At 62.3% G+C, this 24,681-nt stretch carries 23 protein-coding genes; all 23 read left to right on the top strand.

Annotated elements, in window-relative coordinates; genetic code table 11:
* Positions 1–253 precede the first annotated feature (253 nt).
* The 23 genes from P3T42_RS26380 (at position 254) to atpA (ending at position 24,607) form a co-directional block, all read left to right on the top strand.
* Positions 254–1,960 (top strand): GMC family oxidoreductase, encoded by a 1,707-nt coding sequence (locus P3T42_RS26380; RefSeq protein WP_074301220.1) that lies wholly within the window; start codon positions 254–256, stop codon positions 1,958–1,960.
* 243 nt (positions 1,961–2,203) lie between these two features.
* Entirely contained in the window at positions 2,204–2,983 is a 780-nt protein-coding gene (locus P3T42_RS26375) for an ABC transporter ATP-binding protein (protein ID WP_074301221.1), read from the top strand.
* A complete protein-coding gene (locus P3T42_RS26370) occupies positions 2,980–3,738 on the top strand; it encodes an ABC transporter ATP-binding protein (protein ID WP_429307654.1) in 759 nt (252 codons plus the stop codon). The genes P3T42_RS26375 and P3T42_RS26370 overlap by 4 nt, the downstream gene beginning before the upstream one ends.
* 49 nt (positions 3,739–3,787) lie before the next feature.
* Positions 3,788–5,002 carry an ABC transporter substrate-binding protein gene (locus tag P3T42_RS26365; RefSeq protein WP_074301223.1) on the top strand — a complete coding sequence of 405 codons (1,215 nt, stop codon included), beginning with the start codon at positions 3,788–3,790 and terminating at the stop codon, positions 5,000–5,002.
* 153 nt (positions 5,003–5,155) lie between these two features.
* A complete protein-coding gene (locus P3T42_RS26360) occupies positions 5,156–6,040 on the top strand; it encodes a branched-chain amino acid ABC transporter permease (protein WP_074301224.1) in 885 nt (294 codons plus the stop codon).
* Positions 6,040–7,011, top strand: coding sequence for a branched-chain amino acid ABC transporter permease (locus tag P3T42_RS26355; RefSeq protein WP_074301225.1), 972 nt, complete (start codon positions 6,040–6,042; stop codon positions 7,009–7,011). The genes P3T42_RS26360 and P3T42_RS26355 overlap by 1 nt, the downstream gene beginning before the upstream one ends.
* Before the next feature lie 185 nt (positions 7,012–7,196).
* Positions 7,197–7,520: a hypothetical protein gene (locus P3T42_RS26350; RefSeq protein WP_143788513.1), complete on the top strand. Its 324-nt coding sequence runs from the start codon at positions 7,197–7,199 to the stop codon at positions 7,518–7,520.
* Between the two features lie 34 nt (positions 7,521–7,554).
* Positions 7,555–8,721 (top strand): ABC transporter substrate-binding protein, encoded by a 1,167-nt coding sequence (locus P3T42_RS26345; protein WP_429307653.1) that lies wholly within the window; start codon positions 7,555–7,557, stop codon positions 8,719–8,721.
* Positions 8,722–8,938: 217 nt separating this feature from the next.
* Positions 8,939–10,099 carry an ABC transporter substrate-binding protein gene (locus P3T42_RS26340; RefSeq protein ID WP_429307652.1) on the top strand — a complete coding sequence of 387 codons (1,161 nt, stop codon included), beginning with the start codon at positions 8,939–8,941 and terminating at the stop codon, positions 10,097–10,099.
* 181 nt (positions 10,100–10,280) lie between these two features.
* Entirely contained in the window at positions 10,281–11,336 is a 1,056-nt protein-coding gene (locus P3T42_RS26335) for a branched-chain amino acid ABC transporter permease (RefSeq protein ID WP_429307651.1), read from the top strand.
* Positions 11,337–11,340: 4 nt separating this feature from the next.
* A complete protein-coding gene (locus P3T42_RS26330) occupies positions 11,341–13,125 on the top strand; it encodes an ABC transporter permease subunit (RefSeq protein ID WP_074301229.1) in 1,785 nt (594 codons plus the stop codon).
* A gap of 11 nt (positions 13,126–13,136) precedes the next feature.
* A complete protein-coding gene (locus tag P3T42_RS26325) occupies positions 13,137–13,889 on the top strand; it encodes an ABC transporter ATP-binding protein (RefSeq protein WP_171991761.1) in 753 nt (250 codons plus the stop codon).
* Positions 13,890–14,063: 174 nt separating this feature from the next.
* On the top strand, positions 14,064–16,031 hold the full coding sequence (mnmG, locus tag P3T42_RS26320) for a tRNA uridine-5-carboxymethylaminomethyl(34) synthesis enzyme MnmG (protein ID WP_429307650.1): 1,968 nt from the start codon (positions 14,064–14,066) through the stop codon (positions 16,029–16,031).
* A complete protein-coding gene (gene rsmG, locus P3T42_RS26315) occupies positions 16,028–16,723 on the top strand; it encodes a 16S rRNA (guanine(527)-N(7))-methyltransferase RsmG (RefSeq protein WP_074301231.1) in 696 nt (231 codons plus the stop codon). Before mnmG ends, rsmG begins: the two co-directional genes overlap by 4 nt.
* A gap of 76 nt (positions 16,724–16,799) precedes the next feature.
* Positions 16,800–17,573: a ParA family protein gene (locus P3T42_RS26310; RefSeq protein ID WP_074301232.1), complete on the top strand. Its 774-nt coding sequence runs from the start codon at positions 16,800–16,802 to the stop codon at positions 17,571–17,573.
* A 38-nt stretch (positions 17,574–17,611) separates the two neighbouring features.
* Positions 17,612–18,499: a ParB/RepB/Spo0J family partition protein gene (locus P3T42_RS26305; protein WP_429307649.1), complete on the top strand. Its 888-nt coding sequence runs from the start codon at positions 17,612–17,614 to the stop codon at positions 18,497–18,499.
* A 13-nt stretch (positions 18,500–18,512) separates the two neighbouring features.
* The gene (locus P3T42_RS26300; protein WP_083640686.1) at positions 18,513–19,664 is read left to right on the top strand and encodes an SLC13 family permease; all 1,152 of its coding nucleotides are present in this window, start codon (positions 18,513–18,515) and stop codon (positions 19,662–19,664) included.
* A gap of 279 nt (positions 19,665–19,943) precedes the next feature.
* Complete coding sequence (locus tag P3T42_RS26295; protein WP_074301234.1) at positions 19,944–20,486, top strand: ATP synthase subunit I; 543 nt, start codon at positions 19,944–19,946, stop codon at positions 20,484–20,486.
* Positions 20,487–20,640: 154 nt separating this feature from the next.
* On the top strand, positions 20,641–21,492 hold the full coding sequence (atpB, locus tag P3T42_RS26290) for a F0F1 ATP synthase subunit A (RefSeq protein WP_074301235.1): 852 nt from the start codon (positions 20,641–20,643) through the stop codon (positions 21,490–21,492).
* 94 nt (positions 21,493–21,586) lie between these two features.
* Positions 21,587–21,856: a F0F1 ATP synthase subunit C gene (atpE, locus tag P3T42_RS26285; protein WP_007180033.1), complete on the top strand. Its 270-nt coding sequence runs from the start codon at positions 21,587–21,589 to the stop codon at positions 21,854–21,856.
* Between the two features lie 138 nt (positions 21,857–21,994).
* Positions 21,995–22,465: a F0F1 ATP synthase subunit B gene (locus tag P3T42_RS26280; protein WP_074301236.1), complete on the top strand. Its 471-nt coding sequence runs from the start codon at positions 21,995–21,997 to the stop codon at positions 22,463–22,465.
* A 2-nt stretch (positions 22,466–22,467) separates the two neighbouring features.
* A complete protein-coding gene (locus tag P3T42_RS26275) occupies positions 22,468–23,007 on the top strand; it encodes a F0F1 ATP synthase subunit delta (RefSeq protein WP_429307648.1) in 540 nt (179 codons plus the stop codon).
* A gap of 58 nt (positions 23,008–23,065) precedes the next feature.
* Positions 23,066–24,607 (top strand): F0F1 ATP synthase subunit alpha, encoded by a 1,542-nt coding sequence (gene atpA, locus P3T42_RS26270; protein ID WP_074301238.1) that lies wholly within the window; start codon positions 23,066–23,068, stop codon positions 24,605–24,607.
* The last annotated feature ends 74 nt before the right edge of the window (positions 24,608–24,681 follow it).

Here is a 24,681-nt window from a genome sequence, read left to right as displayed (position 1 = left end):
CGTTGCAAAACTTGACCTCGGAGGAGCAAAACGCTGACCATGATGTGTCAACGATGTCCTCGTACATGTGTCAACCATGTCTCCAGTCTGTACACGGCGGCAAAGAAAGTAAGTGCCGCCCCGCACAGGGGCGAAGCTAATAGACCACTAAGAAAGCAAGGAAAGGCCAACCCCCCAAGAACAACAACCAAAGCGCCGCAGGCAAAAACCCAAAGCCCCCGCCGCAGGCAAACAGACGAAGGAGACAAACCAAATGAACAAAAACAGCAACGAAACCCAGCGAACGCTGGAAGGCGAATTCGACTACATAGTAGTGGGCGCGGGCACAGCAGGCTGCGTACTAGCCAACCGCCTGACGGAGGACCCCGAAGTCACCGTACTTCTACTGGAAGCCGGCGGCAAGGACGACTACCACTGGATCCACGTCCCGGTAGGCTACTTATACTGCATCGGCAACCCCCGCACAGACTGGCTCTACAAAACGCGAGAAGAACCCGGCCTGAACGGCCGCTCCCTCTCATATCCGCGCGGCAAAGTGCTAGGCGGCAGCTCATCCATCAACGGCATGATCTACATGCGCGGCCAGCGCGAAGACTACGACGAATGGGCCCGCGTCACCAATGACACCGCCTGGTCCTGGAACAACGTCCTCCCCATCTTCAAACGCAGCGAGGACTACCACGGCGGCGCCAACGAATCGCACGGCGCAGGCGGTCCCTGGCGCGTCGAAAAACAACGCCTCAAATGGAAAATCCTCGAAACCTTCGCACAAGCCGCGCAGCAAACCGGCATCCCCGCCACCGACGACTTCAATCGCGGTAACAACAGCGGCGTCGGCTACTTCGACGTCAACCAGAAACGCGGCATCCGCTGGAATGCCTCCAAAGCCTTTCTGCGTCCCGCGCTCAATCGCCCCAATCTCACCATCATCACCGGCGCCGTCACGCAGCGCGTCGTGTTCGACGGCCGCCGTTGCTCTGGGGTCGAATATCGCGGCAATGACACCGATTATTTCGCCAAAGCCCGTTGTGAAGTTATCCTCAGTTCCGGTGCGGTCAACTCGCCGCAACTACTCGAACTCTCCGGTATCGGCAACGGCGCGCATCTGCAAAACCTTGGCATACCGGTCGTGCAGGATCTGCGCGGCGTCGGTGAGAATCTCCAGGACCATCTGCAGTTGCGCATGGCGTACAAGGTCGAGGGCGTCCGCACCCTCAACACCGCCTCCGCGCACTGGTGGGGCAAACTCATGATCGGTCTGCAGTACGCGCTGTTCCAGAGCGGACCGATGTCGATGGCGCCCTCCCAACTCGGCGCGTTTGCGAAATCGGATCCCGATGATCGCTCGCTCACCCGCCCCGATCTCGAGTATCACGTGCAACCGCTTTCGCTCGATCGCTTCGGCGAGCCGTTGCATCGCTTCAACGCGTTCACGGCGTCGGTGTGCCAGTTGCGTCCCACCTCGCGCGGCAGCATCCACATCGTCTCCCCCGAGCCGCACGTGGCGCCGCTGATCGCACCCAACTATCTGTCCACCGATTACGACCGCCACGTCGCAGCCAATGCGATGCGCTTGACACGGAGCATTGCCGCCGCGCCCGCACTGGCCCCGTATCGGCCGCAGGAGATTCTGCCAGGCATCGAGTTTCAGACCGAAGAAGAACTGCAGCAGGCGGCCGGCAAAGTCGGCACCACCATCTTCCATCCCGTCGGCACCTGCCGGATGGGCACCGCGGACGATCCCGCCGCCGTCGTCGATCACCGTCTGCGCGTGATCGGTGTCGAGGGTTTGCGCGTAGTCGATGCGTCGGTGATGCCCACCATCACCTCGGGCAACACCAACTCCCCCACGCTGATGATCGCCGAGCGCGCGAGCGACATGATTCGCGAGGATCGTCGCGCACGTCTTGCGGGTCAGGCGTCGCAGGTACGTCCGGCGTCGTCGATGTCCATTGCGTGACACGCAGGCCCGATGCGCGCCGCAGCCCGCCGGCGCGCATCGCAGACTAAGTGCAAATCCCAATGAATGCGCTGCATCATTGGCGCGACAATGGCGCGATGCTGCGTGGCTCGCCCTGGATTACCGTCCGTAATGGGTGCACCACGCCAACGATCGGCACGGGGGTGTCGTCGCCATCACACGTCGCGCAGCCTCTGGCGCGGAAGATCGTAGTGCTTCGCCTCACTTCGCATGGAAGGGAACATGATTCTCGGCGACACGATTCTCGAAACGCGCGGACTAACGAGAGAGTTCAAGGGCTTTGTCGCCGTCAACGGCGTCAACCTGCGCGTACGCCGTGGCTCGATTCATGCGCTGATCGGCCCGAACGGCGCCGGTAAAACCACCTGCTTCAATCTGCTGACCAAATTCCTCGTGCCCACCGCAGGGCAGATCGTCTACAACGGCATCGACATTACCCGCGAACGGCCGGCACAAATCGCCCGGCGCGGCATCATCCGCTCGTTTCAGATTTCCGCCGTGTTTCCGCATCTGACGGCATTGCAGAACGTGCGCATCGGTTTGCAGCGCGCGTTGGGCACCGCTTTTCATTTCTGGAAAAGCGAGCGTTCGCTGCATCAACTCGATGACCGCGCCATGGATCTGCTCACGCAGGTCGGTTTGACCGATTTCGCCGACGTGCTGACGGTCGAACTGTCCTATGGCCGCAAGCGCGCCCTCGAAATTGCCACCACGCTCGCGATGGAGCCCGAACTGATGCTGCTCGACGAGCCCACCCAGGGCATGGGCCACGAAGACGTGGATCGCGTGACCGCGCTGATCAAGAAGGTCTCGAGCGGCCGCACCATCCTGATGGTCGAGCACAACATGAATGTGATTGCCGGCATCTCCGACACGATCACGGTCCTGCAACGCGGCGAGGTGCTCGCCGAAGGTACGTACGGCGAAGTATCGAAGAGCCCGCTCGTGATGCAGGCCTATATGGGCAGTGCCGATGCCGCGCTCAGCGGAGCGCACGCATGAACACGATTGCGGAGCGCGAGAATGTCGAGGTCAGCGGTGTGGCCGGCGCGGAGCCCGCGCTGGAGATCGCGGGCCTGCAGGCGTGGTACGGCGAATCCCATATATTGCATGGCGTCGACCTGACCGTGAACCGCGGCGAAGTGGTCACCTTGCTGGGCCGCAACGGCGCCGGCAGGACCACCACGCTGCGCGCCGTCATGGGGCTCACCGGGCGGCGCACCGGCTCGATTCGCGTCGGCGGCCGCGAGACCATCGACATGCCGACCCATCGCATCGCGCATTGCGGCATTGGCTACTGTCCCGAGGAGCGCGGCATTTTTTCGAGCCTCTCATGTGAGGAGAACCTTCTGCTGCCGCCGCCGGTCGGTGACGCCGCGCACATGATGTCGCTGGAGGAGATCTACTCGATGTTCCCGAATCTGCAGGAGCGCCGGGCGAGCCAGGGCACGCGGCTGTCGGGGGGCGAGCAACAGATGCTCGCCGTGGCGCGCATCCTGCGCACCGGCGCCAGCCTGTTGCTGCTCGACGAAATCTCCGAGGGCCTGGCGCCGGTCATCGTGCAGGCGCTCGCGCGCATGATCATGACGCTCAAGACGCGCGGCTACACGATCGTGATGGTCGAACAGAATTTCCGCTTCGCCGCGCCGCTGGCCGACCGCTTCTATGTGATGGAGCATGGCGGCATCGTCGAACACTTCTGCGCGGGCGAACTCGCAAGCAAGATGCCGACGCTGCACGACCTGCTCGGCGTATAAATGCTCGATTGCCTCTGATAACCACAAGCCAGGAAACAAGGAGACCGCAATGAAAATCAAAACACTCGCGCGACTGTCGGCATTCTGCTTTGCAGCCGCGGCCAGCGCCGCGCTGACGATGGGCAGCGCGCGGGCCGACGACAGCACGGTCAAGATCGGCTATATCACCGACATGTCCGGCCTCTACGCCGATATCGACGGTCCCGGCGGCCTCGAAGCCATCCGCATGGCGATCGCCGACTTCGGCGGCAAGGTCAACGGCAAGCCGATCGAGCTGGTCTACGCCGACCACCAGAACAAGGCGGACATCGCCGCATCGCGAGCGCGCGAATGGTTCGACCGCGATGGTGTCGAGGTGCTGATCGGCGGCACCAATTCGGCGACGGGTCTGTCGATGAGCCAGGTGGCGGGCGAAAAGCACAAGGTCTATATCAACGTCGGCGCCGGCGCAGATACCTTGACCAACGAGCAATGCACGCCCTACACGATCCACTATGCGTACGACACGACAGCGCTCGCGAAGGGCACGGGCGCGGAGGTGACGAAGCAGGGCGGCAAAACGTGGTACTTCCTGACTGCTGATTACGCGTTCGGCAAGGCGCTGGAGACGGCGACCGCGAACGTGGTGAAGGCCAACGGCGGCCAGGTGCTCGGCGACGTGCATCATCCGCTGTCGGCTTCGGATTTCTCCTCGTTCCTGCTACAGGCGCAGGCGTCGAAGGCGCAGGTGCTGGGCCTCGCGAACGCCGGTGGCGACACCATCAACTCGATCAAGGCGGCGAAGGAATTCGGCATTACGAAGACCATGAAGCTCGCGGCGCTGCTGATCTTCATCGACGACATCCACAGCCTCGGGCTCGAAACAACGCAAGGCCTGGTGCTGACCGACAGCTGGTACTGGAACAGGAACGAGACTACGCGCAAGTGGGCTGAGCGCTACTTCGACAAGACGAGGAAGATGCCGTCGAGCCTGCAGGCAGCCGACTACTCGGCTGTCACGACTTATCTGAAGGCGGTGCAGGCGGTCGGCTCGACGGATCCGGACAAGGTCATGGCCCAGTTGAAGAAGACCAGGATCGACGACTTCTATGCCAAGGGCTACATCCGCGCGGACGGCAGCATGATTCACGACATGTATCTGATGCAGGTGAAGACGCCGGCTGAATCGAAAGAACCGTGGGACTACTACAAGATCACGGCGACCATTCCGGGCGAGCAGGCGTTCACGACCAAGGCGGAAACCCGCTGCGCGCTGTGGAAATAAGCGCGGGCTGATATCCCGTCTGTCTGCGGCCGGCGCCGCAGACAGAGAGCCGGGTCACCACGCTGTGCGCGGGCCGAATTGGGGGGCCGCACGCAGCCGGATCGTGCGCATATCGATCTCACCTTGACGATGGGTTAAGGGCTAAGGCGTTCAATGGAAATCTTTGGCATTCCGCTCTCGGCGATGCTGAGCCAGTTGCTGCTGGGACTCGTGAACGGCTCGTTCTACGCGACCCTGAGCCTGGGTCTCGCGATCATCTTCGGTCTCCTCAACGTGATCAACTTCGCGCACGGCGCGTTGTTCATGCTGGGCGCGATGCTGACGTGGATGGGGCTGTCGTATTTCAATCTGCCGTACTGGGTGATGCTGGTGCTCGCGCCGTTGATTGTCGGCGTGTTCGGCATTCTTATCGAGCGTTCGATGCTGCGCTGGCTCTACAAGCTCGATCATCTGTATGGCCTGTTGCTGACCTTCGGTCTGACGCTGGTCGTCGAAGGCGTGTTTCGCTCCATCTACGGTTCGTCGGGGCAGCCCTACGACGTACCCGAGGCGCTGTCCGGCGCCACCAATCTCGGCTTCATGTTCCTGCCGAACTACCGTGCGTGGGTGGTGGTGGCATCGCTCGTGGTTTGCTTCGCCACCTGGTTCGTGATCGAGAAGACACGCCTTGGCGCCTATCTGCGCGCCGGTACGGAGAACCCGAAACTGGTGGAGGCGTTCGGCGTCAACGTGCCGTTGATGATTACGCTCACCTACGGCTTCGGCGTCGCCCTGGCCGCTTTTGCGGGTGTGCTGGCGGCGCCCGTGATCCAGGTCTCGCCGCTGATGGGGCAGCCGATGATCATCACCGTGTTCGCGGTGGTCGTGATCGGCGGGATGGGCTCGATCATGGGTTCGATTCTGACCGGACTGATGCTCGGCGTGGTCGAAGGCTTCACGCGGGTGTTCTACCCCGAAGCCTCGGCGACGGTCGTCTTTGTCATCATGGCGCTGGTGCTGCTGGTGCGCCCGGCGGGTCTCTTCGGCAAGGAAAAATGATGCAAAGGAAAGCGCTTTACGGCCTGCTGCTGCTCCTGCTGATCGCGGTGCCGTTCATCGGCATCTATCCGCTGTTCGTCATGAAGGTGCTGTGCTTCGCGCTGTTTGCGGCGGCCTTCAACCTGCTGATCGGCTACACCGGACTGTTGTCGTTCGGTCATGCGATGTTTCTGGGCATGGCCGGTTACACCACCGGCTACGCCATCCAGACCTTCGGCTACTCACCGGAACTGGGCGTGCTGGCGGGCACCGCTGCGGCGACGCTGCTCGGGCTGGTGGTCGGCCTGTTCGCGATCCGGCGCCAGGGCATCTACTTCGCCATGGTGACGCTCGCGCTCGCGCAGATGGTCTACTTCGTGTTTCTGCAGGCGCCGTTCACGCATGGCGAGGATGGCCTGCAAGGCGTGCCGCGCGGCAAGCTGTTCGGCATGCTCGATCTCTCGTCGGACCTCACGCTGTACTACGTCGTGCTGGTGGTGATGGTGCTGATGTTCCTGCTGATCGTGCGCATCGTTCATTCGCCGTTCGGGCAGGTGCTGGTGGCGATCAAGGAGAACGGGCCGCGGGCGGTGTCGCTCGGCTATGACACTGACCGCTTCAAGTTGCTGGCCTTCGTGTTGTCGGCGGGGATTGCCGGCCTGGCGGGGTCGCTGAAGGTGCTGGTGCTGGGCTTCGAAACCTTGAGCGACGCGTACTGGACCATGTCGGGGCTGGTGATCCTGATGACGCTCGTCGGCGGCATGGGCACCTTGTTCGGCCCGCTGCTCGGCGCGGCGCTGATCGTCGCACTCGAGGACCGGCTGGGCGATATCGGCGGTGCGCTCGCGTCGGCAACCGGGCTGCAGTGGTTCAACTCGCTGGGCGAATCGGCCACGATCGTCACGGGGCTGATCTTTATCGCGTGCGTGCTGGCGTTTCGGCGCGGTATTGTCGGCGAGATCGTGGCGCGAGTCCGGCCGTTGCGCGCATAGCAGGCACGCAGTCTAAAAGTACTTCGGTATCCGATATAAATGGACGAGGGAAAGCCGTCGCGGCTTCGCTCAGAGGGCTGCATCGGGATGTTTCAAACGTGCCCCAATTCAGTGCTGCGATGCACCACTAGGGTAAATGCTAGTTGTCCAGAAAGGAGCGGTTGTTTAATCTTCACCCAGTTCTGATGAACACCGAATTTGCAGGTGGAGAACGAGGAGACAATGAGGCACTCAGTGCCCAGACGAAAGCGCTGTTGGATATGGATCCAACAGCGCTTTTTATTTGTACTTTCATAAAGTCGTCTTCTCTCTTTTCGCGCTTTTTTCTTCACCTTTTCCAGTGGCTTTTCAGCCGCTTTTCTTCTGCAGACCGATCCTCATTTTCTGGCGCCGGCCGGCGCGTTTTGGCCCCTGCCGGGGCTTGCAAAACGCTTGCCGCGGGCCGCTGGCGTCCGCTACACTCGCCGTTCACCGACCGCTGGGTCGGGGTTTTAAATCAGCAGATTTAATTCAAACGCGTAACGGGGCAGCAAGAGGAGCGGGATGAATTCGGCATTGCGTTGGATGAGTGCGGCATTGATTGCGACGGGCGTATCGGCGGTGTGGAGCGGCCATGCGTTTGCAGACGTGAAAATCGGCGTAACGGTGTCGGCGACAGGGCCGGCCGCATCGCTCGGCATTCCGGAAAAGAACACCATCGCATTGCTGCCGAAAGAAGTGGCAGGGCAGAAAATCGATTACATCGTACTCGACGACGCCACGGATTCTACCCAGGCCGGCAAGAACGCCCGCAAGCTCACCAGCGAAGACCACGTCGACGCGCTGCTCGGCTCGACCGTCGTGCCGAATTCGCTCGCCATGATCGACGTGGCCGCCGAAACCTCGACGCCGATGATCTCCATGGCCGCGGCCGCCTCGATCGTCGAACCGATGGACGCGAAGCGCGCCTGGGTCTTCAAGACGCCGCAGAACGACATCCTGATGGCCACTGCAATCGCCCAGCACATGGCCGATCACGGCGTGAAGACGGTGGCCTTTATCGGCTTCGCGGACGCATACGGTGAGAGCTGGTTCAAGGAATTCGGCAAGGCCGCCGATCTGGCGAAGATCAGGATTGTCGCCAACGAGCGCTTCGCGCGCACCGATGCGTCTGTCACGGGCCAGGTGTTGAAGATGATGTCGCAGAACCCGGATGCGGTGCTGATCGCGGGCGCCGGTACGCCGGCGGCGCTGCCGCAGAAGACGCTGAAAGAGCGCGGCTACAAGGGCAAGTATTATCAGACGCACGGCGTCGCGAACAACGACTTCCTGCGCGTGTGCGGCAAGGATTGCGACGGTACCTATTTGCCGGCGGGGCCGCTGCTGGTGGCCGATCAACTGCCTGACTCGAACCCGGTGAAGAAGAGTGCGCTCGCCTATAAGCACGCGTACGAGGCGGCGTATGGTGTCGGCTCGATATCGACCTTCGGCGGTCACGCGTGGGATGCGGGCCTGTTGCTGCAGAAGGCGATTCCTTTGGCACTGCAAAAAGGCCAGCCCGGCACCCAGGCGTTTCGCGAAGCGCTGCGCGCCGCGCTCGAAGGCACCAAGGATTTGCCGGCTTCGCACGGCATCTTCAACATGAGCGCGAACGACCACTCCGGCCTCGATCAGCGGGCGCGCGTGATGGTGGAGATTGTCGACGGCAAGTGGAAGCTGGCCGGCGACTGAGCCAAGGGCGCATAGCGAAACGGATCCGGACAAAGGCGCGTGCAGTTGACGCGCCTTTTTTGTTGCTTGCGCGGCAGTGCAGATTGACGTGACAGGTAGACGTGCCGGGCCGGCAGGGAAAACCATGCTTGGCACACCTGAACCTGGTCAATAGATTCAGACACTCGGCCCGCGAGCCGGATAATCGATAAACAGATCAAGCGTTTGGAGACAGGCAATGAAAAAGACAAGGCAGTGGATCGGCACGGCTCTCGCATTGACGTTGGCATGCGGCGCGAGCGCGGCGCTGGCGCAGGTGAAGATTGGCGTGACGTTGTCGACGACGGGACCGGCCGCATCGCTCGGGATTCCTGAGAAGAACACCATCGCGTTGCTGCCGCAGGAGATTGGCGGCAAGAGCGTGCAATACATCGTGCTCGATGACGCCTCCGACACCAGCAAGGCCGTGCAGAACACGCACAAGCTGATCGACGAAGACCACGTCGACGCGATCATTGGTTCGACCGTCACGCCGAATTCACTGGCGATGCTCGACGTGATCTCGGAGGGCAAGACGCCGATGATTTCGCTGGCCGCGTCGGCCGCGATCATCGCGCCGATGGATGCGAAGCGCGCATGGGCTTTCAAGACGCCGCAAAACGACAGCCTGATGGCCGACGCGATTGCGGGTTCCATGGAGAAGCACGGCATCAAGACGGTCGGCTTCATTGGTTTCGCGGATGCTTATGGCGAGAACTGGTACAGCGTCTTCAATGCCGCGGCGGCGGCGCATCATCTGAAGCTGGTCGCCAATGAGCGCTACGCCCGCACGGATGCCTCGGTCACGGGCCAGGTGCTGAAGACGATGGCGGTGAACCCGGACGCGGTGCTGATTGCCGGCTCGGGAACGCCCGCGGCGCTGCCGGCCAAATCGCTGAAAGAGCGTGGCTACAAGGGCGCGATCTATCAGACCCATGGCGTGGCGAACAACGATTTCCTGCGCGTGTGCGGCAAGGATTGCGAAGGCGAGTTGCTGCCGGCCGGCCCGATTCTCGTAGCGGACCAGTTGCCGGATTCGAACCCGGTGAAGCAGTCGTCCGAGGCCTACAAGAACGCGTATGAGAAGGCGTATGGCGTGGGCTCGGTGGCGACCTTCGGCGGTCATGCATGGGATGCCGGCCAGATGCTGCAGCGGGCGATTCCGGAGGCGCTCAAGAAGGCTCAGCCGGGCACCCCGGCGTTCCGTGAAGCGCTGCGTGACGCGCTTGCCAACATCAAGGAGTTGCCGCTTTCGCACGGCATCATGAACACCTCCGCGACCGACCACAACGGCCTCGATCAGCGCGCTCGCGTGATCGTGCAGATCGTCGACGGCAAGTGGAAGCTGCAGAACGAATAACGCAGGAAAGCGGACGATACGCGCCTCTCGCGCACCCAGCGTGCGGTGGCTGACGCCGCGCCGCCATTCTGGTCGATGACAATGCCTGTATCCGCCGCGCCGGGCTCCGGCGCGGCGCTTGTGTTTGGCAGTCGGTTTCCCGGTTTCAGTTTCGATTTTCGACGTTTCAGGACGAGGAAGTATGGATCTATCTATTGCGGCGATCCTCGCGCAGGACGGCATCACCACCGGAGCGATTTACGCGCTGCTCGCGCTGGCGCTGGTGTTGGTGTTTTCCGTGACGCGGGTCATCTTTATCCCGCAGGGCGAGTTTGTCTCCTACGGTGCGCTGACGCTGGCAGCCCTGCAGTCGCAGAAATTTCCGGCGACCTGCTGGCTGCTGATGGCGATGGGGGTGGCGTGTTTCGTGGTCGAGACAGCGGGCCTCGTGCGGCATCCGGAACGGCACACGCATGCGGCGCGCACGCTGGCGGTACTGGCGGGGAAGTATCTGCTGTTTCCGGGCGCGGTGTATGTCGTGACGCATGGGCTGTTCGCGCATCCCCTGCCAATGCTGGCGCAGATTGCGCTGACGCTGCTGATCGTGATTCCGATGGGCCCGTTCGTGTACCGGCTGGCCTTCGAGCCGATCGCCGAAGGCACGACGCTCCTGCTGCTGATCGTCGCGGTCGCAGTGCATTTCGCGATGGTCGGCCTCGGACTGGTGATGTTCGGCGCGGAGGGCTCGCGCACCAACGCGTTCTCCGACGCGACCTTCAACCTCGGCAGCCTGTCCATCTCCGGGCAGAGCCTGTGGGTGCTGGGGACGGCTGTGGTGCTGATCGCGGCGCTCTATCTGTATTTCGACCGCTCGATTTCGGGCAAGGCGTTGCGCGCGACCTCGGTCAACCGGATTGGAGCACGGCTGGTCGGCATCGGCACGACCCAGGCCGGCAGGCTCGCGTTCACGCTGGCTGCGGGGCTCGGCGCGCTGTGCGGCATCCTCGTCGCACCCCTGACCACCATCTACTACGACTCGGGCTTCCTGATCGGTTTAAAGGGCTTCGTGGGGGCCATCATCGGCGGTCTGGTCAGTTACCCGCTGGCGGCAGCGGGTTCGATACTGGTAGGCCTGCTGGAGTCGTATTCGTCGTTCTGGGCGAGTGCCTATAAGGAAGTGATCGTGTTCACGCTGATCATCCCAGTGCTGCTGTGGCGTAGTCTCGCCAGTCCGCATGCGGAAGAGGACGAGGAGTGACACGATGAAACGCATCCTGCAAAGCAAGTTCTTCTGGCTGTTCCTCGTCGTGATGTTCGCGCTGCCGGTGTTGCCGCAGCCGCTTCACGTGCCCGAGTACTGGGTGACGCTGCTCAATTACATCGGCCTGTACGCGATCGTGGCGATCGGCCTGGTCCTGCTGACCGGCATCGGCGGCATGACGAGCTTCGGCCAGGCGGCGTTCGTCGGCGTGGGCGCCTATACGACCGCCTTCCTGACGACGCAGTACGGCGTGTCGCCGTGGCTCGCGCTGATAGTCGGGGTGGTGCTGACAGCGCTGATTGCGCTGATGCTCGGTGCCGTGACGATGCGTCTGTCAGGGCACTTCCTGCCGCTCGGCACTATCGCCTGGGGGCTGGCGCTGTTCTATCTGTTCGGCAACCTCGACATCCTCGGCAAGTACGACGGCATCAACGGCATCCCGGTGCTTAACGTGTTCGGCATCAATCTGGAATCGGGCCGCCATATCTATTACCTGATCTGGGTGGTGGTGATCGGGGCGGTGGTGTCCGTTCAGAATCTGCTTAATAGTCGGCCGGGGCGGGCGATCCGTGCCTTGCGCGGCGGCGGCGCGATGGCGGAAGCCATGGGTGTCAATACGGCGTGGATGCGTGTGGTGATCTTTATCTACGCGGCCGTGCTGGCGTCGATCTCCGGCTTCCTTTACGCGCATCTGCAACGCTCGGTGAATCCGACGCCGTTCGGTCTGAACCACGGCATCGAATTCCTGTTCATGGCGGTGGTGGGCGGCGTCTCGCATGTGTGGGGCGCGGTGCTCGGGGCGGCGATCCTCACTATCCTGCAGGACTATCTGCAGACGCTGCTGCCCAAACTGCTAGGGGAGAGCGGCAACTTTGAAGTGATTGTGTTCGGCGTGCTGATGGTCCTGTTGCTGCAGTACGCGCGCCAGGGCGTGTGGCCGTTCGTGGCGCGCTTCTTTCCGCGCGGGCCGCGTGCCCACGTGCCGGAGCAGGCGGAGCCGTTGCCGCAGCGCAGCAAGCCCGCAGCCGGTGAAACGCTTCTGACCGTGGATAAGGCGCGCAAGCAGTTCGGCGGCCTGGTGGCCGTGAACGACGTCAGCTTCGAGGTGAAGGCGGGGCAGATCATCGGGCTGATCGGACCGAACGGCGCCGGTAAATCGACCACCTTCAATCTGGTCACGGGTGTGCTGCGGGCGACCAGCGGCGAGATCGCGTTTCGCGGCGAGCGGATCGATGCGCTCACTTCACGTGAAATCGTCAAACGCGGGATTGGCCGCACGTTCCAGCACGTCAAGCTGCTGCCGGGCATGAGCGTGCTGGAAAACGTCGCGATCGGCGCGCACTTGCGCGGGCACGCGGGCGTGTGGCGTAGCGTGGCAAGGCTGAACGGCGCGGAAGAAGGGCGCCTGATGGCGGAAGCCGCCCGGCAGATCCGTCGCGTGGGGCTGGAAGAGCATATGTACGACGAGGCCGGAAGCCTCGCGCTGGGCAAGCAGCGGATTCTCGAAATCGCGCGGGCGCTGTGCTGCGATCCGACGCTGCTGCTGCTCGACGAGCCGGCTGCGGGTCTGCGTTATCAGGAGAAGCAGCAGCTCGCCGATCTGCTGCGCAAGCTCAAGGAAGAGGGGATGAGCGTGCTGCTGGTCGAGCACGACATGGATTTCGTGATGAACCTGACCGACCGGCTGGTGGTGATGGAGTTTGGCACGCGGATCGCGGAAGGTTTGCCGCAGGACGTACAGCAGGATCCGGCGGTACTCGAGGCGTATCTGGGTGGGGTGGACTGATGAGAACGATGATGAATTCCGCAATGCCGATCCTCGACGTGGAGGGCCTGTCGGTCCGCTACGGCAAGGTCGAGGCGCTGCACGGCGCCAGTATCAAGGTGCGGCCGGGGCAGATCGTGTCTGTGATCGGTCCGAACGGCGCGGGCAAGTCCACGCTACTCAACGCCATCATGGGCGCGTTGCCGGTGAGCGGCCATGCGAAGGGCGCGATTGTCTATCAGAGCGAGGATGTCAGCGCGGTGCCGGTGGAAAAGCGGGTGGCGCTGGGCATGTGCCTCGTCCCCGAGAAGCGGGAGTTGTTTGCGACGATGAGCGTCGAGGACAACCTGGTGCTCGGCGCCTACCGACGCAAGCGGGCAGGGGAGCGCAACTTCCTGGACCAGCTTGAACCGGTGTTCACTTTGTTTCCGCGCCTGAAGGAGCGTCGCAAGCAGGCGGCAGGGACGCTATCCGGCGGCGAGCGGCAAATGCTGGCGGTGGGGCGGGCGCTGATGGGCAAGCCCGAATTGCTGATGTTGGACGAGCCGAGCCTGGGCCTCGCGCCGCTGATCGTGAAAGAGATTTTTCACATCATCAGCGCGCTGCGTCAGACAGGTGTCGCGACCTTGCTGATCGAGCAAAATGCCCGCGCGGCCCTGCAGATTTCGGACTATGGCTACGTGCTGGAGACCGGCGAGCTGGCGCTGGAGGGTCCAGCCGTGGAGCTGGCGCAGAATCCTCGCGTGATCGAAACGTATCTCGGTTTGACGAAGAAGGTGGCGTAAAGCCTTTGGCCTCAAGGGTTTGCGAGTGATCGAGCGGTGTGTTTCACGTGAAACACACCGTTTTTTTTATCGCCTTGGCCAAACGGACGAATTCGGGCCAAAACCGAACCCGCTATAATTCGCCCATACATTTTCCTTAGAAGGTTCACGCGGTGTCCCGGCGTGAGATCCGCGATGCTTTATCCCACTGAATTTGACGTAATCGTCGTCGGCGGCGGCCACGCCGGCACCGAAGCCGCTTTGGCTTCCGCGCGCATGGGCAACAAGACGCTCCTGCTGACGCACAACATCGAAACCCTCGGCCAGATGAGCTGCAATCCGTCGATCGGCGGTATTGGCAAAGGCCATCTGGTGAAGGAAGTCGATGCGCTGGGCGGCGCGATGGCTGCGGCCACGGACGAGGGCGGCATCCAGTTTCGCATCCTGAATTCGTCGAAAGGCCCAGCCGTGCGTGCGACCCGCGCGCAGGCCGACCGCCTGCTGTACAAGCAGGCCATCCGGCATCGTCTCGAAAATCAGCCAAATCTCTGGCTGTTCCAGCAGGCGGTGGACGACCTGACGGTGGAGGGCGATCGGGTAGTGGGCGCGGTGACGCAGGTGGGAATTCGCTTCCGCTCGCGTGCTGTCGTGCTGACGGCCGGGACCTTCCTCGACGGCAAGATTCACGTGGGTCTGAACAACTACACGGGTGGCCGCGCAGGCGATCCGGCTGCGGTGTCGCTGTCGGCACGCCTCAAGGAACTGAAGCTGCCGCAAGGCCGGCTGAAGACCGGCACGCCGCCTCGGATCGACGGCCGCACGATCGATTTCTCCAAGCTCGAAGAGCAGCCGGGCGATCTGGACCCGGTGCCGGTGTTCTCGTTCCTCGGTCGCGTCGAGCAGCATCCGCGTCAGGTGCCGTGCTGGGTCACGCATACCAACGAGCGCACGCACGACATCATCCGCGGCGGACTCGACCGGTCGCCGATGTATACGGGCGTCATCGAAGGGGTGGGGCCGCGCTATTGCCCGTCGATCGAGGACAAGATTCACCGCTTTGCGTCGAAGGAATCGCATCAGATCTTCCTTGAACCCGAAGGCCTGACCACGAACGAGTTCTACCCGAACGGGATTTCCACGAGCCTGCCGTTCGACGTGCAATTGGAACTGGTGCGCTCGATGGTGGGTCTTGAGCATGCTCACATCCTCCGTCCGGGGTATGCGATCGAGTACGACTATTTCGATCCGCGTGGACTGAAAGCATCGCTGGAAACCAAGGTGATCAACGGGCTGTTCTTTGCCGGCCAGATCAACGGTACGACCGGTTACGAAGAGGCGGCGGCGCAAGGGCTGCTGGCCGGGATCAACGCGGGTCTGCATGTGCAGGGCCGCGAAGCATGGTGCCCGCGCCGCGATCAGGCTTACCTCGGCGTGCTGGTCGACGATCTGGTGACGCGTGGTGTCTCCGAGCCGTATCGCATGTTTACCAGCCGGGCAGAATATCGCCTGAGCCTGCGCGAAGACAACGCGGATATGCGTCTGACGGAGGTTGGGCGCGAGCTCGGCGTCGTGGACGACGTGCGTTGGGAAGCCTTTAGCCGTAAGCGCGAGGCTGTTTCACGTGAAACAGAGCGCCTCCGCACGACGTGGGTGAATCCGAAGACGCTGCCCGCTGAAGAGGCGACGGCATTGCTCGGTAAGGCGATCGATCACGAGTACAGCCTCGCCGATCTGCTGCGTCGTCCGGGTGTGACGTACGACGGCGTGTGCGGTTTGCGCGACGGCGCCTGCGCACCGGCCGAAGCCTTGGCTGAAGACGACGTTCTGCTGGCCCAGATCAAGGAGCAGATCGAGATCGGCATCAAGTATCAGGGCTATATCGAGCGTCAGGCCGGGGAAATCGAGCGCAACGAATCCCACGAGAACACACGCCTGCCCGAAGGACTGGACTATGCCGAGGTACGCGGACTGTCGTTCGAGGCCCGCCAGAAGCTGACCCAGTTCCGGCCGGAAACGATCGGCCAGGCATCGCGCATCTCCGGGATCACGCCGGCGGCGATTTCGCTGCTGATGGTTCACCTGAAGCGTGGCCTTGGCCGGCGCTCGAGCAAACCCGCCGGTGCGGCCGACAGCGGCACCGACTCCACGCCGGTGACGCAATGACGGCACGGCAGAAGGGATTTGGCGGCGCGGATAGCAGGGAAGCGCTGGGTGCATTGCTCAATGAGGGCGTCGAGGAGTTGGGCCTCGATCTGAGCGACGCCCAACTCGACAAACTGCTCGACTACGTCGCATTGCTCGCCAAGTGGAATGCCGTATACAACCTCACGGCAATCCGCGACCCGCGGCAAATGCTGATCCAGCACATCCTCGATTCGCTTTCGATCGTGCCGCATCTCGCGAGCCTGGGGCCGTCGTCGGCGCTCGACGTCGGCTCGGGTGGCGGCCTGCCCGGCATCGTGCTGGCGATCGTCTTGCCGGACTGGACGGTCACGCTCAACGACATCGTCCACAAAAAGACGGCGTTCCAGGCGCAGGCCAAAGCGGAACTCGGTCTCACCAATCTCTCGGTAGTGACCGGCCGCGTCGAAACGCTGAAGCCTGGCGTGGAAGTGCCGGCAAAGTTTGATGTAATCGTCTCGCGTGCATTCGCAGAGCTCGCGGATTTCGTTACACTGGCCCGTCATCTGGTTGCCGGGCAGGGCGCGATCTGGGCCATGAAGGGCGTGCGCCCCGATGGCGAGATCGAACGCCTGCCTGCGGGCTCCCACGCGAAACAGATCATCCGGCTCAAGGTGCCGTCGCTCGAGGCTGAGCGCCACCTGGTCGAGGTGGTGCTGGACGCTGGCAGCTAAGCCCCACGAAGCACAGCAGACACCAGACACAAGCGCATTCCAACTCATCCAGGCAGCAAAAAGGGACACACCAACGATGGCAAAAATCTTCTGCGTTGCGAACCAGAAGGGCGGCGTCGGGAAGACGACGACAGCAGTCAATCTTGCCGCGAGCCTCGCATCGCAGGGACAGCGTGTCCTTCTCATTGATCTGGATCCGCAGGGTAACGCCACCATGGGCAGCGGCGTCGACAAGGCCGCCTGCGCGAATACCATCTATGAAGTGCTGGTGGACGGCGTGGCGGTGGCGGATGCGCGTGTGCGGCCTGAGGCGGTTTCGTACGATGTCGTGCCGGCCAACCGCGAACTGGCGGGCGCTGAGGTCGAGCTGGTGAACGTGCAGAATCGCGAGCGTCAGTTGAAGGATGCGCTGGCGCTGGTGGAGGGCGAGTACGACTTCGTACTGATCGACTGTCCGCCGGCTCTGTCGTTGCTGACACTCAATGGTCTGTGTGCCGCGCATGGCGTGGTGATCCCGATGCAGTGCGAGTACTTCGCGCTCGAAGGGCTGTCGGACCTGGTCAACACCATCAAGCAGGTGCATGCGAACCTGAATCGCGATCTGAAGGTCATCGGGCTGCTGCGCGTCATGTTCGATCCGCGCATCACGCTGCAACAGCAGGTGTCCGACCAGTTGAAAGAGCATTTCGGCGACAAGGTATTTGACGTCGTCATTCCGCGCAATGTGCGCCTTGCCGAGGCGCCCAGCTATGGATTGCCGGGCGTGGTGTTCGACCGTGCGTCGCGCGGCGCGCAGGCGTACGTGCAATTTGGCGCGGAAATGATTGAGCGAGTGCGCGCGATCATCTGACGCGTGGCGAGGCACCCCAAGCTGATCGAGGAAGTACGATGAATGCAGTAGCACGAAAGAAGGGATTGGGCCGGGGGCTGGAAGCCTTGCTCGGCGGCAGCGCGGATATCACCGAGGCGGTCAAGATCGAAGGCGCGCCGAACGTCTTGCCGCTCGGCAAGCTGCAGGCCGGCAAGTACCAGCCGCGCACGCGTATGGACGAAGGCGCGCTGCAGGAGCTGGCGGCCAGCATTCGCGCGCAAGGGCTGATGCAACCGATCCTCGTGCGGCCGGTTTCGGCGGACAAGTACGAAATCATCGCCGGCGAGCGGCGTTTCCGCGCCGCGCGTCTGGCCGGTCTGGACGAGGTGCCGGTGCTGGTGCGGGATGTGCCCGACCAGGCCGCTGCCGCCATGGCGCTGATCGAGAACATCCAGCGCGAAGATCTGAATCCGCTGGAAGAAGCGCAGGGCATCCAGCGTCTGCTCGACGAATTCAGCTTTACGCACGAGCAGGCGGCCGAGTCGGTGGGGCGCTCGCGCAGTGCCGTGTCGAACCTGCTGCGTCTGTTGAATCTGGCAGCGCCGGTGCAGACGATGCTGCTCGCGGGCGATCTCGACATGGGGCATGCCCGTGCACTGCTGGCGGTCGACCCCGCCACGCAGATCACGCTTGCCAACCAGGTGGTCAACAAGCGGATGTCGGTGCGCGAAACCGAAAAGCTGGTGACCACGACCACCAAGGTGGCGCCGGCGGTGAAGGCGAAGGCAAACAACGACGGTGGCCGCGATACCCGGCGCCTCGAAGAGGAACTGTCGGATCTGCTGGCTGCCACGGTCAGGATCAAGCTCGGCCGCGGCGGGCGCGGCCAGGTGCTGGTGGACTTCGGCGACCTCGACGCGCTCGAAGGTATCCTCGCGCGGCTGCGCGGCAACGCCACAGCCTGATCGACGCTTCCCAGTGACGGTTGCCGAGCGCGAGTCCCACACCGCCAAAAGAAGTCCGCTGCGCAAGCTGATCGCCTTTGCGACGAACGAGCCTGTTCTCTCGGTCCTCGTCGTCGCGCTGATCGCGCTGCAGTGTCTGCACCCGCGCCCGTGGCTCACGCTGCCGGGCCTCGTCGACTGGCAGACCGTCCTGACACTGGCAGGACTCCTGATCTTGACGAAGGCCATCGAATTGTCAGGATTCCTGATATGGCTGGCGCACCGCGTGATTCATTCCATCCACTCGGAACGGGCCCTCGCATTTTTGCTGATCGGCCTGGCGGCGGTGTTGTCGATGCTGCTGACCAACGACGTCGCGCTGTTCGTGGTCGTGCCACTCGCGTTGTCCCTGCACGAACTCACACCGCTGCCGCTCAAGCGCCTTGTGATTTTCATCGCGCTGTCGGTGAACGCCGGTTCGATCCTCACGCCGCTCGGCAATCCGCAAAACCTGTTTCTTTGGCAAACCAGCGGTGTGTCTTTTGGCGGTTTCGTCTGGGGGCTGGCGCCACTGTGCGCCGCGTTGATGGCGATGCTCTACGTCATGGCGGCGGCCAGCTTCCGCGCGAAGCCGCTCGATCTGTCCAAAGACACGGAGGCGCACCGCGTCGACCGCGTGCTGGTTGGCGTCGCGGTGCTGTTGTTCGTGGCGTTCGTGCTGCTCGCCGATTCGCACCATGCCGGCATCGGACTCGCGGGCGTCATGGCGGGCTTCCTGATCTGGCGCCGCGAGATCGTGTTGAAGATCGACTGGTTGCTGCTGCTGATCTTCGTCTTCATGTTCATCGTGTTGCGCAGCGTCGCGGCCCTGCCGTGGGTGCACGCGACGGTCGGCCAACTGGGGTTGGCGACCCCGCTGCGCGCTTTTGCCGCAGGGGCGATTCTTTCGCAAGGCATCAGCAATGTTCCGGCTGCGATTATGCTCGCCGAGTTCACCAAAGACTGGCGCGCGCTCGCCTATGGCGTGAGCGTGGGGGGCTTCGGCATCGCCATCGGCTCGCTGGCGAATCTGATCGCGGTGCGTCTCTCAAAAGAGCGCGGCATGTGGCTGCCGTTTCACCTTTACGCCGTGCCGTTCTGGCTGATCGGCGGGGCCGTTGGCGGCTGGCTGCTGTTGCATATTTGATACGGACGCCGCAGCATCCGCGTGCTAGTGTTCCGGCCCGGATCGGGCCAATTCAAGCGGCATTTTTCGCGATCCCCCGGCAGCCTTACAGTTGACGTCCATTGGGGTCGGAAAGCGGCTTTCCCGCATCATGGAGCGCCTTTTCACGCGGGTTATTGAACGGCCTAAAGTCTTGAATTGCCTGCAACTATCGCTTACAATCGCCCGGATTTAATTGCACGGCAACCCCGTAAGCGTCGCGTAAGCTGGCGGACGGAACTAGACTTTCGGAACACAGCGATGGCGGTCAAAACGTCGAATCAGGCGCCGAAGAATGGGCACGACGAAGACCGCGCAGAACGCCCGTTTTCCGCTGCGTCCGGTCGGCCCGTTACACCGGACCCTGAGTGGGATGCCGAGCAACACGATAACAATATCGTTCCGCTCACGCGGGCTGAGGCAGAAAAACTGTTCGGTCCGAATGTGAGTCGTCCATCGCGGGTCACGCCTTTCAAGGTCGTGGCGGCGCAAATGGTTTTGTCCCTGGGTGCGACGCTGGTGTGGTGGCTGTTCTACAAGCCGCCGGGCGCTGCTGCGCTGTCCGCGTTCCTGGGGGGGGCGATTTGCTGGGTGCCGGGCGCATTGTTCGCGGCACGCCTAAGAACACTGAGCGGCGCCGAAACAGTCATGAGCTGGATGATCGGCGAAGCGCTCAAGATGGGGACAACGATCGCGATGTTTGTAGCCATCGCTTTCTGGTATCACGACGTACGCTGGGTGCCGCTGCTCGTGACCTACCTCGTTGCATTGAAGACGTACTGGATCGCGCTCGCCTGGCGGTGAGCGGTGAAGTAACGCAAAAAATACTGGCTGGCGCGCGGCGTCGGCAAAAAGGCGCGCGGGTAAGACATCACTCGCGCCGGCGTGTTCCCGCAATAGACTATTGCGGCGGGAACGGCCCGGACTGATTTTCGACAATTTGGGTGGCATTAACGATATGGCAGCTAGCGAAGGAACGCGCGCGATGGATCCGTCCGAGTACATCGCGCACCACTTGCAGAACTTTTCTACCGCGCACCAGACGTCGATTTTCGATATCCACGTCTGGAATCTGGACACCCTGTTCTGGTCGATCGTTTGCGGCCTGCTCACCATCTTCATCCTGCATCTCGCTGCCCGTAAAGCGACCTCCGGCGTGCCGGGCCGCTTCCAGTGCGCGATCGAAATGCTGGTCGAGATGGTCGAAGATCAATCGAAGTCGATGATCCACGGCAGCCGTACCTTCATTGCTCCGCTCGCCCTGTTCGTGTTCGTCTGGGTTGCCCTGATGAACTCGCTCGACTTCATCCCCGTCGACCTGCCGGGCCGCGTGATCGGCTGGCTGGGCCTCTCGGAAGTCATCCCGCACCACCGCATCGTTCCGACGGCCGACCTCAACGGCACGATCGGCATCGCGCTCGGCGTGTTCGTGCTGATGATTTACTACAACTTCAAGATCAAGGGCGTCGGCGGTTTCGTGCATGAACTGCTGTCCGCTCCGTTCGGCGCGCATCCGCTGCTGTGGATCCCGAACCTGGCACTGAACATCATCGAGTTCGTCGCGAAGACGGTTTCCCTCGGCATGCGGCTGTTCGGCAACATGTATGCGGGCGAACTGCTGTTCCTGCTGATTGCCCTCCTGGGCAGCATCTGGAGCTTCGGCGCGGACACGACGGTGCTTGGCTTCATCGGCCACGTGATCGCCGGCAGCGTGTGGGCCATCTTCCACATTCTGATCGTGCTGCTGCAGGCGTTCATTTTCATGATGCTGACGCTGGTGTACCTCGGCCAGGCACACGACAAGCACTAACCTGCGCTGTCGAACCACGAATTGCTTTAGCTTTTTAGTTTTTTAAATCCTAGTTCCAACCAGTTCCAAAAAGACTTTTCACAAAGGAGTGATCATGCAAGCTTTCATCGCCAACATCCAGGGTCTGACCGCCATCGGTATCGGCATCATCATCGGCCTGGGTGCAATCGGCGCCTGTATCGGTATCGGCCTGATGGGCGGCAAGTACATTGAGGCATGCGCTCGTCAGCCGGAACTGATGAACCCGCTGCAAACCAAGATGTTCCTGCTGGCTGGTCTGATCGATGCGGCGTTCCTGATTGGCGTTGGTGTGGCAATGCTGTTTGCGTTCGCGAACCCGCTGCTGTCGAAGCTGGCAGGCTGAGGTTCCTCGGAAGTTTGCGCCTGAGCTATAACTGGTAAAGGCGCAGGGCGGAACGGGCACTTAGGCGCTGATCGAATACAGAATCGATGAGCGCCTTGCCGTTTCACTTTCCGAACTAGCAACGTTTAAGGAAACACCGTGAATCTCAACGCAACCCTGTTTGCGCAAATGGTCGTGTTCCTGATCCTCGCGTGGTTCACGATGAAGTTCGTGTGGCCTCCGTTGATCAACGCTCTCGACGAGCGCGCGAAGAAGATCGCCGACGGTCTGTCTGCTGCTGAAAAGGGCAAGGCGGAACTGGAAGCCGCGCACAAGCGCGTCGACCAGGAACTGGCACAGGCACGCAACGACGGCCAGCAACGCATTGCTGACGCCGAAAAGCGCGCAGTGACCCTCGCTGACGAAATCAAGGCTCAGGCGCAAGCTGAAGCCGCCCGCATTCTCGCGCAAGCGAAAGCCGACGCCGAGCAACAAGTCGTCAAGGCGCGTGAAGCGCTGCGCGGCGAAGTCGCCGTCCTCGCCGTCAAGGGCGCCGAACAGATCCTGAAGCGCGAAGTCGACCAGGCAGCTCACGCTGACCTGCTGAATCAACTGAAAGCCGAGCTCTGATCATGGCCGAACTTGCAACCATCGCCCGTCCGTACGCAGAAGCGCTGTTTGGCGTGGCCGAAGCTGGTGACATCGCCGCCTGGTCCACGCTCGTGCAGGAGCTGGCACAGGTTGCGCGTCTGCCCGAAGTGCTGTCGATCGCTACGAGCCCAAAAGTAAGCCGCGCCCAGGTCAGCGAACTGCTGCTGGCCGCGGTCAAGTCGCCGCTCAAGGACAATGCGCAAGCGAAGAATCTGGTGCACATGCTGGTGGACAACCACCGTCTGCCACTGCTGCCGGAAATCGCTACGCAGTTCGAAGAGCTGAAGAACGCCCGCGAAGGGGCGGCCGATGCGCTGATCGTCAGCGCATTCCCGCTCGAAGGCGAGCAGTTGAACGAACTCGTCGCAAGTCTCGAACACAAGTTCAAGCGCAAGCTGAAGCCGGTGGTCGAGGTCGACTCGTCGCTGATCGGCGGCGTGCGCGTGACGGTCGGCGATGAAGTGCTCGATACCTCGGTCCGCGCGCGGCTTGCCAGCATGCAGACGGCTCTGACGGCCTGAAGCGCCGAAAGCGCTGAAGCGGCTGGCACGCAACAGAATTGACTATCAGGAGCGAATAATGCAACTCAATCCCTCTGAGATCAGCGAGCTGATCAAGAGCCGGATCCAGGGCCTTGAAGCGAGCGCAGACGTTCGCAACCAGGGCACCGTGATCTCCGTGACCGACGGTATCGTGCGTATCCACGGCCTGTCGGAAGTGATGCAGGGCGAAATGCTCGAATTTCCGGGCAACACCTACGGTCTCGCGCTGAACCTCGAGCGCGACTCGGTCGGCGCCGTGATTCTGGGCGAATACGAACACATTTCGGAAGGCGACATCGTCAAGACGACGGGCCGCATTCTCGAAGTGCCGGTGGGTCCGGAACTGCTCGGCCGCGTGGTCGACGCACTCGGCAACCCGATCGACGGCAAAGGCCCGATCAACGCGAAGCACACCGACGCAATCGAAAAGATCGCACCGGGCGTGATCTGGCGTAAGTCGGTGTCGGAGCCGGTCCAGACCGGCCTGAAGTCGATCGACGCGATGGTGCCGGTCGGCCGCGGCCAGCGCGAGCTGATCATTGGCGACCGCCAGTGCGGCAAGACGGCTGTGGCTGTCGACACGATCATCAACCAGAAGGGCAAGAACCTCTTCTGTATCTACGTCGCGATCGGCCAGAAGGCTTCGTCGATCATGAACGTGGTGCGCAAGCTGGAAGAAACCGGCGCGCTGGAATACACGATCGTCGTGGCCGCTTCGGCTTCGGAATCGGCTGCGATGCAATACCTCGCACCGTACGCCGGCTGCTCGATGGGCGAATACTTCCGCGACCGTGGCCAAGATGCACTGATCGTTTATGACGACTTGACCAAGCAGGCCTGGGCATACCGTCAGATCTCGCTGCTGCTGCGCCGCCCGCCGGGCCGTGAAGCTTACCCGGGCGACGTGTTCTATCTGCACTCGCGTCTGCTGGAACGTGCGGCTCGCGTCTCGGAAGAGTACGTCGAGAAGTTCACGAACGGCGAAGTGAAGGGCAAGAGCGGTTCGCTGACGGCACTGCCGGTCATTGAAACGCAAGCGGGCGACGTGACCGCATTCGTTCCGACGAACGTGATCTCGATTACCGACGGCCAGATCTTCCTGGAAACCGACCTCTTCAACGCAGGTATCCGCCCGGCAATTAACGCCGGCGTGTCGGTGTCGCGTGTGGGCGGTGCGGCTCAGACCAAGGTGGTGAAGAAGCTGTCGGGCGGTATCCGTACCGACCTCGCGCAGTACCGTGAACTGGCTGCATTCGCCCAGTTCGCCTCGGACCTCGACGAAGCCACCCGCAAGCAGCTCGAACGCGGACGCCGCGTGACGGAACTGCTGAAGCAGCCGCAGTATCAACCGCTGCAAGTATGGGAACTGGCCGTTGCGCTGTTCGCTGCGAACAACGGTTACCTCGACGACCTCGAAGTCGCACAAGTGCTGCCGTTCGAAAAGGGCCTGCGTGACTACCTGAAGTCGAAGCACGCTGACCTGATCAAGCGCATCGAAGATACCAAGGAACTCTCGAAGGACGACGACGGCCTGCTGCATACGGCTATCAAAGACTTCAAGAAGTCCGGCGCTTATTGATCCGCGAGTGACCCGCAAGGCATAAACGGACCTTGAAGCGGCGCGGGCCGCATGTGAATGCCCCCGCGCTGCTT

Origin of the sequence: Paraburkholderia sp. GAS38, from assembly GCF_050434965.1 — a bacterium.
In the GTDB taxonomy this organism is placed as follows: domain Bacteria; phylum Pseudomonadota; class Gammaproteobacteria; order Burkholderiales; family Burkholderiaceae; genus Paraburkholderia; species Paraburkholderia phenazinium_A.
The sequence above is the reverse complement of the archived record's forward strand: the minus strand, read 5'-3'. Positions and strand labels throughout refer to the sequence as shown.